This window comes from Lederbergia wuyishanensis (assembly GCF_022900255.1).
In the GTDB taxonomy this organism is placed as follows: domain Bacteria; phylum Bacillota; class Bacilli; order Bacillales; family Bacillaceae_C; genus Lederbergia; species Lederbergia wuyishanensis.
Map to the genome: position 1 here is coordinate 1 of NZ_JALIRM010000014.1, position 16437 is coordinate 16437.

A 16437-nucleotide genomic window follows, 5' to 3' on the forward strand; every position below is an offset into this window, starting at 1 on the left:
AGCAAATGGTACAGAGTTCTCTAACCTTTCTCCGCTTCCTGAATCAGAAGAAGGTTTAGCAGAGCAACGTGTCAACGATATCTATGACGAAGCAAGAGCGAAAGCCCTTCATGCGAAGAGTGAAGAAGAAGTGCTAAAAATTCTGGACCAAGCAGAAAAAGATGCTCAAGCAGTCGGATATAGTAAAATGCTAGAATTCAAAACGAAAAAATGGCAAGCAAACAAAGATAGAATGGCTGGTAACTAATAAATAATAAAATGCCACATCAGACATAGAGTGTTATTAAATTGACACTCTATGTTTCTGAAGTGGCTTTTTTAGTTTGTTTCAACAATATTCTACAATTCTCTTAAGTATTTATTGACTATTTGTTACACCAAGTTTAAAATGATTATAACAATATGATGAAAAGGGTTTCATGAAGGTTTTTTTATTTTTGTAATAATAACACCATATATATTTTTTTGTGAAAGGTAAGCGTTTTAATTTTATGGATAGTTGCAACCGCATTTATCCATGCTTAGATTGGTTTAAGGCGCAAGCTTTAAATATATATAAAGTATAATTAGGGGGAAAAATGAATGAGAAACAAGATGAAGTTTTTAACTTTATCTCTAGTCGCTCTACTTATGGCTTTTAGTGTATTATCCGGTTGCTCAAAAGATAGTGCCGGTGATAACAAAGGCAATACCGGTGACGGATCAAAAAATTCAGGTGGTAAGAGTGAAGGATTCGTATTAGGTGAGGACGAGCTAGAATACACAATGTACGGTCATTACGACTGGTACACAATGCCAAATTGGGGTGAGGATGCTGCTTCAAAATGGATTAAAGAAAACAAAAAAGTTAACGTAAAGTCCGTTTCCTCTGGTGGTAACGCAGCCCAAAAGTTCAATACGATGATTGTTAGTAATGAACTGCCAGATGTTATCTGGATGGATCGTGGTCCAGATGTAGAAAAACTTCGTGAGGCTGGAATGCTTGTTCCACTTGATGAATACATCGAAAAATATCCAAATCTTAAAGAATGGGCTGGCGAATCAACACTTAATATGCTTCGTTCTGAGGATGGACATATTTATCAGTTTCCAAACTGGTATACAACTCAACCAAACGGTAACTCAGGTTATGTTGTAAACGATAAAATATATAAAGAATTAGGTTCTCCAAAATTAGAAACAACAGAAGATCTTTATGCTTTCTTAAAACAAGTAAAAGAAAAATATCCTGATATTATTCCTTATGAGCCTGGCCAAGGAGACGGACTTGATATCCTTTACTCCGCTTTTGGTGAAGATCATACGACAGCATTTGTAGGAATGCGTGCGGTTCCACAAGGTGATAAGCTAACTTCTATCTTTGCAGATCCTGTTTATAGAGAATCTATGCTATATGTCAGCAAGCTTTTCCGTGAAAAACTTATCTCACAAGATGCTTTAACACAAACAGCTGACCAGGTTAAGGAAAAAGTAATGACTGGTAAATTTGCAGTTTATGCAGGAAGCAGTCCAACAGTTAATTCTAACTTAGCCCACTCATTATTAAAAGATCAAGATCCAGATGCGGGGCTATTCATGGTTTGGCCGTTCCATAAAGAAGGCTTAGATAAAAATAAAATTTGGACAGGAAGCTGGTCACAGCTAGGATGGAACGTAAGTGTTATCACGAAAGCAGCAAAAAATCCTGAAGCTATCTTTGCATTCTTAGACTGGTATACTGGACCTGAAGGTCAACGTCATATATTCTGGGGACCAGAAGGTTTATATTGGGAAGGAACTCATGCTGTTGATGGAATAGCAGAAGCTCCTGTATTCACCGAGAAGTTTGTTACAGATGCTACAGAACGCGATAAATTAATGCAAGCAACAGATCCACTTCAATGGGCTGGAAACACTGTATATATTGACAAATCCAAAACTGCATTCGAGATGACATTACCAGAAGAACAACAAAACTGGGCTACAAGATATCAATCTCAAATTACTTGGAAAACACAATATAATACAACTGAATACGTTAACCTTTCTCCAATGCCAGATTCTGAAGAAGGTATAATTGAACAGCGAGTTAACGATATTTATGACGAAGCTCGTGCGAAATCAGTACACGCGAAGAGCGACGAAGAAGTCATTAAAATCCTTGATCAAGCAGAAAAAGATGCTAAATCTGTAGGATATGAGAAATTATTAGAATTTAAAACAAAAAAATGGCAAGAAAACAAAGCGAAAATGGCTGGTAACTAATTAGCCATATACAAAAGGGCCACTTCGTGCTGTATAGAGTGTCATATATTTGACACTCTATATACGTGCCGAGGTCAGGCCCTTATGTTATTCTAAACAAGAAAGATTGTTTCGAGGGGGACATCATGGGATACACAGGCTTTTCAAGGATACTTCTTGCAGTTTCTGAATGGATTATGAAATTTTCGCTAACTAATATTCTATGGTTGCTTTTTAATTTACCAATCGTCTATTTTGTACTGACTTTGCTTTATGCAGATTCTTTTGAAAAACTTCAATTAATTGTTATCACATTAGCCATTTTAACACCATTTTTCTTTTTTCCTGCAACAACAGCAATGTTTGGAGTTGTTAGAGATTGGATACTAGAAAAAAAATCCATGACACTTATCGCTTCTTATTGGAAATATTATAAAGAAAACTATGTAAGGAGCTTGCTTGGAGGCCTTATTATTGTACCAATATGGTCTGCATGGCTTTACAACTTTTTAACTTCTGGTGTAAAAATGGGTTCAGTATCATTTTATTTTTACGTAGCTATTACAATATTCCTGTTTACTATTACTGTTCATTTCTTTTCAGATACTGTTCATTTTCAAGTTAAATTAAAGGATTCACTTGTAAAATCGATTTTGCTGGCTATTGGAAATCCTCATTATACTATTGGTATAGCATTATTAAGTGGAATGCTAGTTTTTATGTTAATCAAATATATACCAGTCCTCATTCCATTTTGCATAGGTTCAATCATAGCTTATTTATCTTTTTATGGATATTATCGGATATTTTTAAAAATGAAATCATTAGTTGAAAAACTTGAAGGTTCGGTTGAAAATACAGTTCAAAACTCGGAAGAAAGTACAGAAAAATAAACTTTTTCTAGTTGGTACTTATTGTAAAACCAAGCAGTAAACCTTGAATTTTTACGAACAAATGTTATAATAATTTATGTAACACCTCAGATGTTTTGATCATGGTTACTAATAGTACCTAAAAACATCTTCTTATCATGGGGACGTTACGGATTCGACAGGGATAGTTCGAGCTTGGGTTGCGAGTCGAGGGGATCGTCCTCGTAAAAACGTCAAAGCCAATAATAACTGGCAAAGAAAACAACAACTTCGCATTCGCTGCTTAATAACAGTCGAAGCGGTTCCTCCCTCCATCGCCCATGTGGTAGGGTAAGGGACTCACTCTAAGTGGGCTACGCCGGAAGTCCTCCGCCTGAGGACCATGGAAGAGACCAATCAGGCTAGCGCTTCGGATGCCCGTCGATAGGCGAAAGAAGACGCGAAACAATAATATATTGACTACACTCGTAGACGCTTAAGTGGCGATGTTTCTGGACGCGAGTTCGACTCTCGCCGTCTCCACCAAATACATATTTGGTGGTTTTTATTTTGATCTTTTTTCAAAAATAATACTGTGAAACTCATCCAGTACTAATATGTCGTATGTTATTTTGTCTTATTAATATTTTAGCTAGATTACACTGCAGTAAAATTGCAATCTTTGAAATCTCATATATTCTTATCGTAAAAAAGCCAGTTAATTCCTTGAAAATAAGGAATAACTGGCTTTTATCATTCAAAAATAGCTTATCCTATACCAATTAAGGCAAAGATGTTTAGATTGCAAGGAAAAATAATACCCGGTCTACAGTATTGAAGACCCAGGTAAAAAATTTTACATAAGTCAATCATCCTATTTGGAAGAAAACTCCAGACATGTTATCAGAATAGTGATATAATTAAAAAATCAATAGAATTGGTTTCTCAAGGGTGGTCAGCATACCTCTATAGAAAGGGGGAGTGCTTGTGTCGGTCTTTGAAGCGTTGATTTTTGCGTGTACCTTTGCAGGCTTACTCGTGGCAATGCTACAAACTGGACCAAAAAAGTAACCCACCCTTGAGCCTCCAAGCATAAGGGGTGGGTTGATATCCTGCTAATAGCCGATTGCCCATGGAGGGAACCTTCTATTGTATGGACCGCGTAGTGCTTCAACGTAACCGTGGTTTCCAGCACCAGCGGTCTGTTTTTAAAATATGCTTCTGTATACTTTTATAATACCCGAAATAATAAATGGTTACTATTGAAAAAGGTAAATACTTTATCTATTTGTCACAGAAGCAAATAGGAAATGTGTATAATTTTGAGAGCAGACGCTGTTTTTGAAGGTGAGTATTAGTATGGTTATTGTGAAATATAGTCTCTAGGTGATAGTAATGGATAAGGAACTGTTATATGCTATTGAAAAATAAATTGAATATATGAAAAACCATTTGGATCAATAAAGCACTTCAGAAGAGCTAGCTGGTAAATTTGGCTACAGTACGTCTATTTTTTAAGATCCTTTAAGAAGCTATGGAAAAACACCATTTTATATCTGAGTTAAGGATTGAAGCGAGCAAGGAAATTTTATTGTACCCTCGAACACGATCCCCTAAAATGTATATTAGTTGTTGGACATAAAAGTATAGGTTCTTTTACCTCATGTTTTAAACAATTTGTAGGGTGGACTCATCAACAATTTAAAATCAAATAAATCACACTATTGTGCCCTCGAGAACAAAAAAGATAGGTGTTAAGGTTATCAATCACGCTAATGGTTCCCTTGAAAGAATAAAAGCTGAGGGTCAAGGTCACCAATTACAGTATTGGTGCCTTTTTAATCTAATAAAGTTTGGGGAGATTTAGGTCATCAATCTCTGTATCTTTTCTAAATCTTTAAGAAATAAAAATGATCAAACCGCTCATTAATCGTTTAGAAATAAATATTATATCATTCCGTTTTTTCCTCATTAACCTCCATATTACCACGATAATTCAAATATTAATTTATTAGTGTTCCGAAAAATTCATCATTACCTTTCAACTATTTATTCCCTCAATACTTTTTGCCCATTGCTTTTCTGCTTTAGAAAATGGCATAATTCCATCAATGAATTCATATTTCTCCTTAAGGACTAATTATTATTAAGGTTACAGTCTCTCTGTTTATTGACTTTTAATCTTAAAAACTATTTGTTCATAAAGTTTTTTAGTCAACAAACGAGAAAAAATGACAATGTTTGTGAGATTTTTCTACAAAAATTCCCAATGAAAAAAATAATCTTCCAATTATGGAAAACATATGATAGTATTTATAAAAAATAGACTGAATGTTTGATTGATTAAGAAATGTAATCGCTTAACTATGATTTTTGTCTTATAAAATTATGGTTGTTTAGGAATAAAGTAGTGACGAAATAATTAAGGAGGTGGTTTTCCACAATAATCATTTGGCGCATTTATACAAATGTTGTAACCATTGAAACATTAAAAAGGGGGTAACTGGGTTGAAGAAAGTGTCAAGTATCTACAAGGTATTTATGATGATTTTTATTTTAGTTATATCGGCTGCTTTGACTGGATGTGGTGGAGATTCAGCTGGAGGCAAGGGTGGTAAAAAAGTAGAAATTACTTGGCTAGTAAGAACAGATGCCAATATGATTAAGTGGGAAGAACAAACGATCGCGGATTTTGAAGCAAAGAATCCTAATATTAAAGTAAAATTGGAAACGATTCCACAAGATGAGATAGACCAACGTTTAACGACAATGATTTCTAGTGGAAACGTGCCGGATGTATGGTCTTCCAACTGGGCTAACTCTGGATTTGCAACATATCGTGGTATGGATGCATTACTAGATTTAACCTCTTATGTGCAAAACGATGCTCAACAGCTTAAGGGAATTCCGGATCACTTAATGGATATTTATAAGATTGATGGAAAGATTTATGGAATTCCAATGTTAGGGATTGGAAGTTATCTATTTTATAACAAAGATTTGTTCGATGAAGCAGGATTAGAATATCCACCGACTGATTGGAATGATACATCATGGAACTGGGATAAGGCTCTTGAATACGCACAAAAGTTAACAAAAGATAACGGTAAAGCTGCTGACAAGATTTACGGATTACTTGATAACAACTCACCTGCACGTAAAGCTTGGTCATTCGGAGGAGAATTCTTTAAACCAGAAGCATATACAACTGGGGTTATGGGAGAACCAGCAATCCTAGATAATCCTAAAAATGCTGAGGCACTTCAATTTTTTACTGATTTAATCAATAAATATAAGGTTTCACCTACACCTTCTGCTTTAGATGCTGTTTCTCAGCTTGGCGATCCTTTTATGACTGGAAAAGTAGCTATGGTCGTTAATGGTGGTTGGGGTTTCTGGGCATATAAGCCTGCAGAGTTCAACTGGGGAGTTGCACCAATTCCTTATATAGAAGGACGTATACCGACTTTATACGTAGACCCGTGGAATATTAGTGCAAAAAGTAAACATCCTGATGAAGCTTGGGAATTCGTAAAATTCCTTGCTGATCCAAATGGTGCAGCAAAATCATTTATGGAAGCAACATCAGCTACTCCGGCAGATGCAACTTTAATGGAAGATTGGTATCAACAAATGGCTGAAATTACTGGTATGTCAGTTGAAGACATCAAACAAGTTAATGATGGTGCATTTGTTGATGGTAAAGAAGCAGACAATCACTTGATTACTAAGTTCTCAATTATTGGAACGACCATTGATCAAACAATGACAGCCGTTTACGAAGGCAAAAAGACAGTAGACGAGGGCTTGAAGGAAATAGATAAGAACCTCCGTTCATTGGATTTGGATTAAATAATAATTAACCAAGTATACAATTAGAGGGTGCCACGTATGTATGGCACCCCTACTAACACAATATTAATTATGTGTTAGCAGGGACCCAGACTACGAATCACCCTTTAAAGAAAAAACGGAGGGACTATAAAATGGAACCAAAAGCAAGTATTTCTACAAATCAAAATGTGATAATTCCAAAAAAACGTAAGCTTTCTGCAGAGGCAAGAAAAGAAGAAAGAGCATTTTGGATATTTATTTCCCCTTGGATTATCGGATTTATTTTTTTCACAGGTGGTCCAATTATCGCTTCTTTAGCTTTGAGTTTTAGTAACTATAATGTTATCGATTCACCAACATTTACAGGCCTTGATAACTTTTCGAAATTATTTAATGACAAATTATTTTATAAATCACTTACGGTTACCGCGTATTATGTTGTTCTTGCAGTGCCTTTTAGTATTATTATTGGGCTTGCATTAGCAGTATTGCTTAATCAAAAGGTAAGGGGACAGGCTTTTTTTAGGACGATGTTCTATGCGCCTTCTATTATATCGGGCGTTTCCGTAGCATTTCTATGGTCATGGTTATTGAACCCTGATTTTGGAATTGTAAACGGCTTGCTGAGTGATTTATTTGGAATTGATGGTCCGGGTTGGTTTACGGATACTAAAACGGTAATTCCTTCGATGGTGCTAATGCAGCTAACAGCTGTTGGGGGCACAATGGTTATTTTCTTAGCAAGTTTGCAATCGTTACCAGCAGAATTATATGAGGCGGCTGCAATAGATGGTGCGAGTAAATTTAAACAATTTTTTAAAATTACAGTACCACTTATTTCACCAGTAATATTATTTAATACAATTATGGGCATTATAGGTTCCTTCCAAGTATTCACACAAGCCTATATCATTACTAGAGGTGGCCCAGATTGGATGTCTTACTTTTACGTACTCTATTTATTTGATACTGCCTTTGGCCAATTTAGGATGGGATATGCGTCTGCCCAAGCATGGATATTATTCATTATCATCTTCACATTCACTATGCTTTCCTTATGGGCTTCTAAAAGGTTGGTACACTATGAATATGAGTCGAAATAGTAGGGGGGCGATCGTATGCAATTAGCTGTCAAAAATAAGACTTTCAAGCATGGTCAATTAAGCTTAAGCGGTAAAGTTTTTGTTTATATCCTATTATTAGTAGGTTTATGTTTATTCGGATTCCCGGTTTACTGGATGATCTCTACCTCACTTCAAACATTGGGACAGGTTCACCAGCAATTAATGTTTCCAAAAACGTTCCAATGGATTAATTATAAGGAAGTATTCGGTACCCATCCGATGGGAATGTATTTGTGGAATACTTCCTGGTACACATTAGTAACTATGTTTGGAGCAGCGATTTCCTCTTCATTAGTAGCATTTGCCTTTGCAAGATTACGTGCAAGAGGAAGTACAGTTCTGTTTGCTCTCATTCTAAGTACGATGATGATACCGTCCCAAGTAACAATGATTCCTCAATACTTGATATTTAATAAGCTCGGTTGGATTGATTCCTATTTGCCATTAATCATTCCGTCTTTTGGAGCAAGTGCATTCCTAATTTTTCTACTCAGACAATTTTATTTAGGTATTCCAAAGGAATTAGATGAAGCTGTTAAAATTGATGGTGGTGGATTTTTTACAATTTATTTCCGTGTTATTTTACCGTTATCCATTCCAGCGCTTGCAACGGCAGGAATTATGGAATTTATGTATCGTTGGAATGATCTAATGGGTCCACTAATCTATTTAAGTACAAAAATGAAATATCCTATTTCATTAGGACTTGCTAGTTTTAGAGGAGCATATGGAACTACTCCATGGAACTTATTAATGGCAGCTTCATTTGTCGGAGTAATACCACCATTAACATTGTTCTTCTTTGCACAGAAATATTTTATTCAAGGAATCGTTATTTCAGGAACAAAAGGATAATGATACAAAAATAGAGACTGCCTTAAATAAAATGCACTTTTTGTAAAGGGCATTTTAAATAAGGTAGTCTCTTTAATTTCCAAATTTTAAGCTTTTAACAACTTATTTTTCCGCGAAAATGGTTTAGCCAAATATAATAATATCCCGATGTTAATTAATAATGAACTTACCATAATGATGAATGGAAATCTAGGATCCATTTTATAAGCCAAACCAGCTATAATTCCTGCAGGAGAAATGAACAATAATAGGAAAACTTGCAATATTGAATACATATTTGCACGATTTGCATCTTCAATCGAATTGGCTACAGCTGATTCTAAATATGGATTAGCAATAAGAACACCTGCAGCTGATAAAATTAGGCTAATAATGATTGGGAGTAAGCTGCTTCCCTTGGTTATAACCAATATAGCATTGGCGACAATCGATAATGAAAATCCGATCATCATATAATAATAGTTTAGCTCCTCTTTGAATCTAGGGATAACAAAAAAGAGGAGGAATAGCATACAAACTGATGATATAGCTGGGAATATAGAAATAGTTGATTCGGATACTGATAATGCCTCAACTAAGTAGACGTATAAATAAGTGTTTTGCATAACCATCTGGAAGTTGAAGAAGATATAAACGGCAAAAATTAAAAGAAGTCCTTTGTTTTTAACAATATTTTTCATGATTTTACCGTATTCAATAAATGTATCCTTAAATGAAATACTATTTGATTCTTTTTGTTTTAACAACCCAATTTCCGTTTCATGTGTCATAAAATGCCGGGAGATAATCATGATTAGCATAGATGTCCCAGCAATCGCATACATTATTCGAACAGCTGGAATTAAGGTTAGTTTACTTACTAATAAGCCGCCGATTGGTGCAAACAAACCACCTACGACTCCAATGACTTGCAAAATCGTAAAAACAATTGATCGATCTTTTGGTTTTGTGTCTTCCACTAAAAGACATGTCCAAGCTGTTTGTGGAATTTTATGAAATCCATTTAAAATAGCGGCAAAAATAAAGAACCATATATTTTGTGAGACGGTCCATATTAATACGGCAAGTGGCCAACTAATAAGATCATAAATTAATAAGGCTTTTTTTCTTCCTAAACGATCTGTTAAAAACCCACTAATAAAAGAAGTGAAAATTTGTACTACCAAGCCTAAACTTGCAATTAATCCAACCTGCGTTTTCCCAACTCCTAGAGCTATCATATACACAGAAACATAAGGGATATAAAGACTATAAGGAATAATAAATAATGGTTCTACAACTAAGCAGGCACGAGCATTCCCAGTAATTCTTTTGAACATAAAAAATCCTCATTTCGTATTTCATCAGAAGGTCATAAAACTAGTATAGTGCATTTTTAAGAATAGTATAGAGAGTAAATGATATTTTTTACTTGTAAATATAATGAAAATTGAATATGTTTTGTTTATACTATTATCAAATAGAAGAGTTAAGGAGGAAGTTATGAAAAGCGTAAAAGTAGGTATCATTGGATGTGGAAATATCAGTAGTATATATTGTCAGGCAGGTCAAAAATTTGATGTATTAGATATTGTTGCTTGTGCTGATTTAGATTATGAGCGTGCAAAAGCAAGAGCGGAAGAATATGGAATTTCTAAGGTGTATACTGTTGAAGACTTGCTTGCTGACCCTGAAATTGAATTAGTTATTAATTTGACGATTCCGAAAGCGCATGCAGAGGTGTGTATCGCTGCACTAGAGGCAGGAAAACATGTATACGTAGAAAAACCATTAGCGGTAACTCGTGAAGATGGTCAAAGAATCCTTGATATAGCTAAGGAAAAAGGGTTATTAGTCGGAGGAGCTCCTGATACATTTTTAGGTGGCGGGATTCAAACTTGCAGAAAGTTAATTGATGATGGTGTGATTGGGCAGGTCGTAGGAGCTACTGGATTTATGATGAGCCCAGGGCACGAAAGCTGGCATCCAGCCCCTGAATTTTATTATCAAGTTGGCGGAGGGCCAATGTTCGATATGGGGCCATATTACATAACTGCTTTTATCAATTTATTAGGTCCAATTCGTAGGGTAACAGGATCTACAAGAATTAGTTTTCCTGAAAGGACGATAACAAGTCAACCGAAGCATGGACAAAAAATACAAGTAGAGGTTCCTACTCATATTACTGGAATACTAGATTTTGAGAATGGTGCAATCGCTACACTTATTACAAGTTTTGATGTGGCTGGTTCGAATCTTCCTAATATTGAAGTGTATGGGTCAAAGGGTACTATTCATGTACCAGATCCGAATACTTTTGGTGGGCCTGTATACCTTCGCAAGCATGGTAGTAGGGAGTGGGAAGAAATACCTTTAACCCATGGTTATATTGATAATAGCAGAGGTGTGGGCGTGGCAGATATGGCGTACGCTCTTCGTAGTGGGAGACCTCATCGTGCAAATGGAGATTTAGCTTACCATGTATTGGATGTTATGCATGGAATCCATGATGCTTCAATAAGTGGTTCCCATTATGAATTAAAAAGCACATGTGAACAACCTAAGCCACTTCCGGTTGGGTTAGAAGAATACACTTTAGACATGTAATAGAATAGAAATGTAAGGAAGCGATCCTGATAAAGGATCTGCTTTCTTATTTTTTTCATGACTTTGTATATAGGAGCAGTAAATGATGGAATCAAAAAGAAGAATATTATTCTATTTAGTAACGATGATGTATTGGTTTTCCATGTATACGTATGTGCCTATTCTATCTCCTTATGTAGAACATTTAGGAGGCTCTATATTTATGATTGGCCTAGTTGTTGCGAGTTATGGTTTTACCCAGCTACTCGTCCGCATTCCATTAGGAATTTGGTCAGACGCAATTGGAAAACGTAAATTATTTATTATTGCCGGAATAGCTTGTGCGGTTTTAAGTAGCTTGGGGCTTGCCATGACGACTAATGTTTGGGCGATTTTTGGTTTTCGTTCACTTGCCGGTGTAGCTGCTGCAAGCTGGGTTGCGTTTACTGTTTTATTTGCAAGTTATTTTGAGCCAGAAGAAGCTCCAAAAGCAATGGGTTTGATTAGTTTTTATACGAGTATAGGGCAAATGGCAGCTACCACTCTAGGTGGATTTTTAGCAGAGTATATTAGTTGGACAGCACCTTTTTATGCAGGTGCACTTGTCGGATTAATTGGATTGATTTTAGCGTTAAAAATTGTTGAGATGCCAGCTATTGAAAGGAAACCCGTTGAAATAAAAGAACTTGTTAAAATGGGCGGAGAGAAATTATTATTATTTGTTTCTTTAATGGCTATTATCGTTCAGTGTATTACCTTTACTACGATGTTTGGTTTTACGCCGCTCCATGCAGTTAGCTTAGGTGCATCAAACGGGGATCTAAGTATTTTGACTCTTTTATCAACATTGCCAAATGCAATTGCAGGCTATATGAGCGGAACATATTTTGTTAGAAAATATGGAGAAAAAAGAACGATTATAATTGGATTTTTAGCTGCAGGTATATGTACAGTCTTATTGCCATTTACCGATAGTTTGCTATTATTGATTATTACACAAGCTTTTAATGGCTTTGCACAAGGCTTAATGTTTCCAGTTTTAATGGGATTAGCCATTCAATCTGTATCTGAAGAACGGAGAGCATCTGCAATGGGATTTTTCCAAGCCATATATTCATTAGGAATGTTTGGCGGACCGTTTATTGCGGGATGGATTGGTGAGTTGGCTAGTCTTTCAACAGGTTTTATCATGATCGGATGCTTAAGTTTTGTAGGTGCACTTATTACGGTAAAATGGATGCCAAGTAAAAAATTAAAAGTAAAGTCAGTAGAATAAATATTTGAATAGTTATTAAAGTTCTTGTATAAATATATATGTAATTAAAATACGATTGAAGGAATCTTATATGGACACTCAACAATCCGTAAAAGGAGAAAAAATCGCTTTTCGGACATTGTTAAACTTTTTTATTCCGCTAGGTATTTCGGCAAGTCTCGTTACGATTTCACACGTTATCATTAATAGTACTCTCGCTCGTGCAGCGGATCCGGCGGTTGTAATTGCAAGTTATTCCGTAGCGATGAGTCTTTTTGCTATCTTTGAACGGTGCGCAGTTATTTTACGACAAACTTGTGCAACTCTTGTTCGTGATAGGAATTCTTTTAAATTAGTTTCACAGCTTACTATTTTCATATTGTCCGCTATATTAATACTAAGCTTTATTATCGCATACTCTCCGATTGGGGAATTGTTTTTCTCGCGCGTCATGGGTGTTAAAGATCATATGCTTGAACCGACTTTGTCTGTATATAAAGTTTTAATGTTCGTGACTATTTTTTCTGGTATTCGCTGTCTCTTCCAAGGAATTATTATTACAAATTTGCGTACGAAATGGTTAACAATAGGAATGGTCATCCGTTTAGTAGTGATGGCGGGGATATCGTGGGTTATCATACAGAACAATTGGGTGAATCATGGTTATATTGGAGCTTATATTTTCTTAGCCGGTATGGTAGTAGAGGCAATTGTAAGTTTCAGTGAAGGGCGCCTGCTAGTAAAAAAAATGCCTGCAAAAAAAGATGATCATCAAGTGGTAAATCATAAGCAAGTGAGAAAGTTTTACCTGCCGTTATTAATGGCGTCGTTAATAGCTGTAATTATTGGACCTGCTACAAACGCAGTCCTAGGAGCAAGTGGGAGAGCGGAAATAGCAGTTGCATCGTATGCAGTAGCAGCATCGGTTTTGAATTTATTGCTTAGTTTTTCTACTTATTTCCACCAAATCGTTATTAACTTTTACGATCAAGATACGAAAACGGTCATTCGTTTTTCATTTATTTTTAGTTTTGTCCCTAGTATCTTATTATTAGTTATTGCTTATTCACCTATAGGAGTTTGGGGATTGCAGCACATTATGGGTGTATCAGGTGAACTTCTCGACCAAAGTCTACTAGCGTTAAAGTTTTTTATAATTTTTGCTTTATGTTTTCCTTGGCTGGATTTTGTAAATGGCGTGCTGATGTTGAAAGGGCAAACAAAAGTATTGCAATTTTCTCAAGCTGGAAATGTTCTCATCACAATTATAGTATTATTCACTCTTCTATTTGTAATACCAAATGGAGGAGGAGTCATTGGGGCATTGGCTCAATCGATAGGAGTAATGACTGAAGTAACGATTGCGTATATTTTTATGAGGAAGTTTTTACATCAACCAATAATAGGGATTAGAAGGAAAAAAATAAGTCAGTAATGACAATATTGCAGTTGATAGAAAACTATAATAATATAAATAAAACGATATGACTTCTCCGATACAACAATATTCGGAGATTTCTTTTTATGGGGGGATAGTAGTAATGGCAGAATTTAAAATAGTAGTTGCCGGTTGTGGGGGAATGTCGCATCAATGGATTGAATACGCTCTCACGAGAAAAGATGCGGAAATTGTAGCTCTCGTTGATTTATTTGAGGATGCGGCAAAAAATACTGCAAAAAAATATAGTCTGGACTGTAATACATACACTGATATTAGTACAGCCATTAAAGAAACAGGCGCTAATTTGGTTTTTGATGTTACGATTCCAGCCAGTCATAAAAATATAACCGTAACTGCCTTATCACTAGGTTGCAATGTTTTTGGCGAAAAGCCTATGGGAGAATCCATGCAGGACGCGATCGAAATGCAAAATGCAGCAAAAGCATCGGGTAAAAGCTATGTGGTTATGCAGAATAGGCGTTTCAATAAACAAATTAGAGCCTTTCGTGATTTAGTGCAATCAGGTGAAATTGGTGATCAAGGTTTTATCAATGCAGACTTTTTCCTAGGTCCACATTTCGGAGGATTTCGTGATGAAATGGATAGTCCATTGATTCTTGATATGGCAATCCATACATTTGATCAGGCGAGATTTATTTCAGGTGCGAATCCTGTTTCCGTTTATTGTCACGAATTTAATCCGAAAGGTTCTTGGTATAAAGGTAACGCTTCTGCCATCTGTATATTTGAAATGGATAATGGAGCAGTATTTAATTATCGTGGGTCTTGGAGTGCTGAAGGTGCTCCGACTTCATGGGAATCTGCTTGGCGAGTAGTTGGAAGTAAAGGAACCGCCATATGGGATGGAACCCATTCTCCTTATGCAGAAGTTCCCATCATAGGGGAAGAACAAAAATTTTTATATGACAATCAAAGAGTTGAAGTGAATCAGACTTACACTGGGCAAGATGGTCACTTCGGATGTTTAGACGAAATGTTTGCTTCTTTGATAGAAGATCGAAAAGCAGAAACAGATTGCACAGACAACATTCATAGTGTCTCCATGGTGTATAAAGCGATTGAAAGTGCTCATACTGGGAAAAAGGTGTTTTTCTGAAAACCTATCATTTTTTATAGCGTAAACGGTGAAATATTAGACAATTATTCAAGAAGTGTTGTGAGGCTTTTCTCATAAAATAGAATTCTTGCACACCAGTTTTTGAAAACAGAACTGCCTTTGTCCAATATTGCGTTTTTTTTGAAGGATTCCCGATAACTTGGGAATCCTTTTTAACGAGTACGTTAAAAAATTGTACGCTTTTTACAACATGAATCTATCCTAATCTATAACTATATGATTAACCGGCACTGTATGTTTACTTTGTCGAAATTGTCCAGGGCTCATGCCGATTTTTTTATGAAAAACTTTGCTGAAATAATTGCCGTTTGAGTAGCCAACTTGATCGGCAATCTCTTCTATTGGTAAGTTGGATTGTCGGAGAAGCTCAATAGCCTTATCCATTCGTATTTTCGTTAAATATTTTAAGGGTGTCATGCTGATTGTTCCATGAAAAAGCCTTGTAAAATGGTATTTGGACAGACCAGATGCCTCCACCATATCGTCTAAGCCTATTGGATTATTGTAATTTTTTTGAGCGAATAATACTGCTTTGGATATTGATTCGGGCCATTGTTCAGCCGGTGAACCGATATTTTGTACAAATCGATTTAACTCCATTAAAAATGAGTATCCAAATGCAGAAGCCTGATAAGAGTCTGTTATTTTTTTGCCAACAGCCTTTTCGAAAATATTAAGTAACAGTTTTATAGGTTCCGATTCGGGTGAAAATGTGATGATGTGTCCAATATTCACGTTGATAAAGTCGAAAATTTTTTGTGCTTCATTCCCATATAACGTAATGTGGATAAACTCCCAATGGTCGCCATTTGAAGGGAAAAAATACCGATGTTGACTTGGGATTTTTACTAAGAAAGCTTGACCAGCTGTTAAGGAATATTCTTTTTCGCCAACTTGAATTATCCCTTGTCCCGCAAGAGTATATTGAAAAACACATCTTCCAACTTCACTTCTTTTCATACCATCCCAGTCATAAGAAGGGGAAGTTACTTCATCCCATCCAATGGAGTCAATACCCACTATCTTTTTTTGATGTTCACCTTTAAATCTAAAACCGAATGATTCGTAGTTTTTATTTTGATTATTTAAGAGCAATATTTTACCCTTCTTTCATATGTTTTTACCATTGTAAGTGTTTAATATAAAATTTA

Annotated in this window: 11 protein-coding genes, 1 other RNA gene and 1 pseudogene; 11 read left to right on the top strand and 2 right to left on the bottom strand. The window is 35.7% G+C overall.

Annotated elements, in window-relative coordinates; all coding sequences use genetic code 11:
- The 7 genes and pseudogenes from MT489_RS17995 to MT489_RS18025 all read left to right on the top strand — a co-directional run.
- Nucleotides 1-247 (top strand): annotated as a pseudogene (locus MT489_RS17995) (ABC transporter substrate-binding protein); the annotation flags it as partial.
- A gap of 335 nt (nucleotides 248-582) precedes the next feature.
- Nucleotides 583-2244 carry an extracellular solute-binding protein gene (locus MT489_RS18000; protein WP_244682961.1) on the top strand — a complete coding sequence of 554 codons (1662 nt, stop codon included), beginning with the start codon at nucleotides 583-585 and terminating at the stop codon, nucleotides 2242-2244.
- Nucleotides 2245-2369: 125 nt separating this feature from the next.
- Nucleotides 2370-3116 carry a YesL family protein gene (locus tag MT489_RS18005; RefSeq protein WP_244682962.1) on the top strand — a complete coding sequence of 249 codons (747 nt, stop codon included), beginning with the start codon at nucleotides 2370-2372 and terminating at the stop codon, nucleotides 3114-3116.
- A gap of 139 nt (nucleotides 3117-3255) precedes the next feature.
- Nucleotides 3256-3620: a transfer-messenger RNA gene (gene ssrA, locus MT489_RS18010) on the top strand.
- Between the two features lie 1971 nt (nucleotides 3621-5591).
- Nucleotides 5592-6926 carry an ABC transporter substrate-binding protein gene (locus MT489_RS18015; protein WP_244683083.1) on the top strand — a complete coding sequence of 445 codons (1335 nt, stop codon included), beginning with the start codon at nucleotides 5592-5594 and terminating at the stop codon, nucleotides 6924-6926.
- Nucleotides 6927-7060: 134 nt separating this feature from the next.
- Nucleotides 7061-8011: a carbohydrate ABC transporter permease gene (locus tag MT489_RS18020; protein WP_244682963.1), complete on the top strand. Its 951-nt coding sequence runs from the start codon at nucleotides 7061-7063 to the stop codon at nucleotides 8009-8011.
- A 15-nt stretch (nucleotides 8012-8026) separates the two neighbouring features.
- Nucleotides 8027-8887, top strand: a complete 861-nt coding sequence (locus MT489_RS18025; RefSeq protein WP_244682964.1) for a carbohydrate ABC transporter permease — start codon at nucleotides 8027-8029, stop codon at nucleotides 8885-8887.
- 86 nt (nucleotides 8888-8973) lie between these two features.
- Here MT489_RS18025 and MT489_RS18030 read toward each other — a convergent pair whose 3' ends face one another.
- A complete protein-coding gene (locus MT489_RS18030; protein ID WP_244682965.1) occupies nucleotides 8974-10206 on the bottom strand; it encodes an MFS transporter in 1233 nt (410 codons plus the stop codon).
- A 163-nt stretch (nucleotides 10207-10369) separates the two neighbouring features.
- On the opposite strand from MT489_RS18030, the gene MT489_RS18035 reads away from it, so the two are divergent.
- From MT489_RS18035 to MT489_RS18050, 4 genes are all read left to right on the top strand, one after another.
- The gene (locus MT489_RS18035; RefSeq protein ID WP_244682966.1) at nucleotides 10370-11473 is read left to right on the top strand and encodes a Gfo/Idh/MocA family protein; all 1104 of its coding nucleotides are present in this window, start codon (nucleotides 10370-10372) and stop codon (nucleotides 11471-11473) included.
- Between the two features lie 82 nt (nucleotides 11474-11555).
- Nucleotides 11556-12728, top strand: coding sequence for an MFS transporter (locus MT489_RS18040; protein ID WP_244682967.1), 1173 nt, complete (start codon nucleotides 11556-11558; stop codon nucleotides 12726-12728).
- Nucleotides 12729-12798: 70 nt separating this feature from the next.
- The gene (locus MT489_RS18045; RefSeq protein WP_244682968.1) at nucleotides 12799-14142 is read left to right on the top strand and encodes a multi antimicrobial extrusion protein MatE; all 1344 of its coding nucleotides are present in this window, start codon (nucleotides 12799-12801) and stop codon (nucleotides 14140-14142) included.
- Nucleotides 14143-14248: 106 nt separating this feature from the next.
- Nucleotides 14249-15265 (top strand): Gfo/Idh/MocA family protein, encoded by a 1017-nt coding sequence (locus MT489_RS18050; protein WP_244682969.1) that lies wholly within the window; start codon nucleotides 14249-14251, stop codon nucleotides 15263-15265.
- Between the two features lie 222 nt (nucleotides 15266-15487).
- Here MT489_RS18050 and MT489_RS18055 read toward each other — a convergent pair whose 3' ends face one another.
- Nucleotides 15488-16381, bottom strand: a complete 894-nt coding sequence (locus tag MT489_RS18055; protein ID WP_244682970.1) for a helix-turn-helix domain-containing protein — start codon at nucleotides 16379-16381, stop codon at nucleotides 15488-15490.
- Nucleotides 16382-16437 lie beyond the last annotated feature (56 nt).

Coding starts and splice junctions, on each gene's coding strand:
- MT489_RS18000 (WP_244682961.1), top strand. CDS start 583: ATGAGAAACAAGATGAAGTTTTTAACTTTATCTCTAGTCGCTCTACTT.
- MT489_RS18005 (WP_244682962.1), top strand. CDS start 2,370: ATGGGATACACAGGCTTTTCAAGGATACTTCTTGCAGTTTCTGAATGG.
- MT489_RS18020 (WP_244682963.1), top strand. CDS start 7,061: ATGGAACCAAAAGCAAGTATTTCTACAAATCAAAATGTGATAATTCCA.
- MT489_RS18025 (WP_244682964.1), top strand. CDS start 8,027: ATGCAATTAGCTGTCAAAAATAAGACTTTCAAGCATGGTCAATTAAGC.
- MT489_RS18030 (WP_244682965.1), bottom strand. CDS start 10,206: ATGTTCAAAAGAATTACTGGGAATGCTCGTGCCTGCTTAGTTGTAGAA.
- MT489_RS18035 (WP_244682966.1), top strand. CDS start 10,370: ATGAAAAGCGTAAAAGTAGGTATCATTGGATGTGGAAATATCAGTAGT.
- MT489_RS18040 (WP_244682967.1), top strand. CDS start 11,556: ATGATGGAATCAAAAAGAAGAATATTATTCTATTTAGTAACGATGATG.
- MT489_RS18045 (WP_244682968.1), top strand. CDS start 12,799: ATGGACACTCAACAATCCGTAAAAGGAGAAAAAATCGCTTTTCGGACA.
- MT489_RS18050 (WP_244682969.1), top strand. CDS start 14,249: ATGGCAGAATTTAAAATAGTAGTTGCCGGTTGTGGGGGAATGTCGCAT.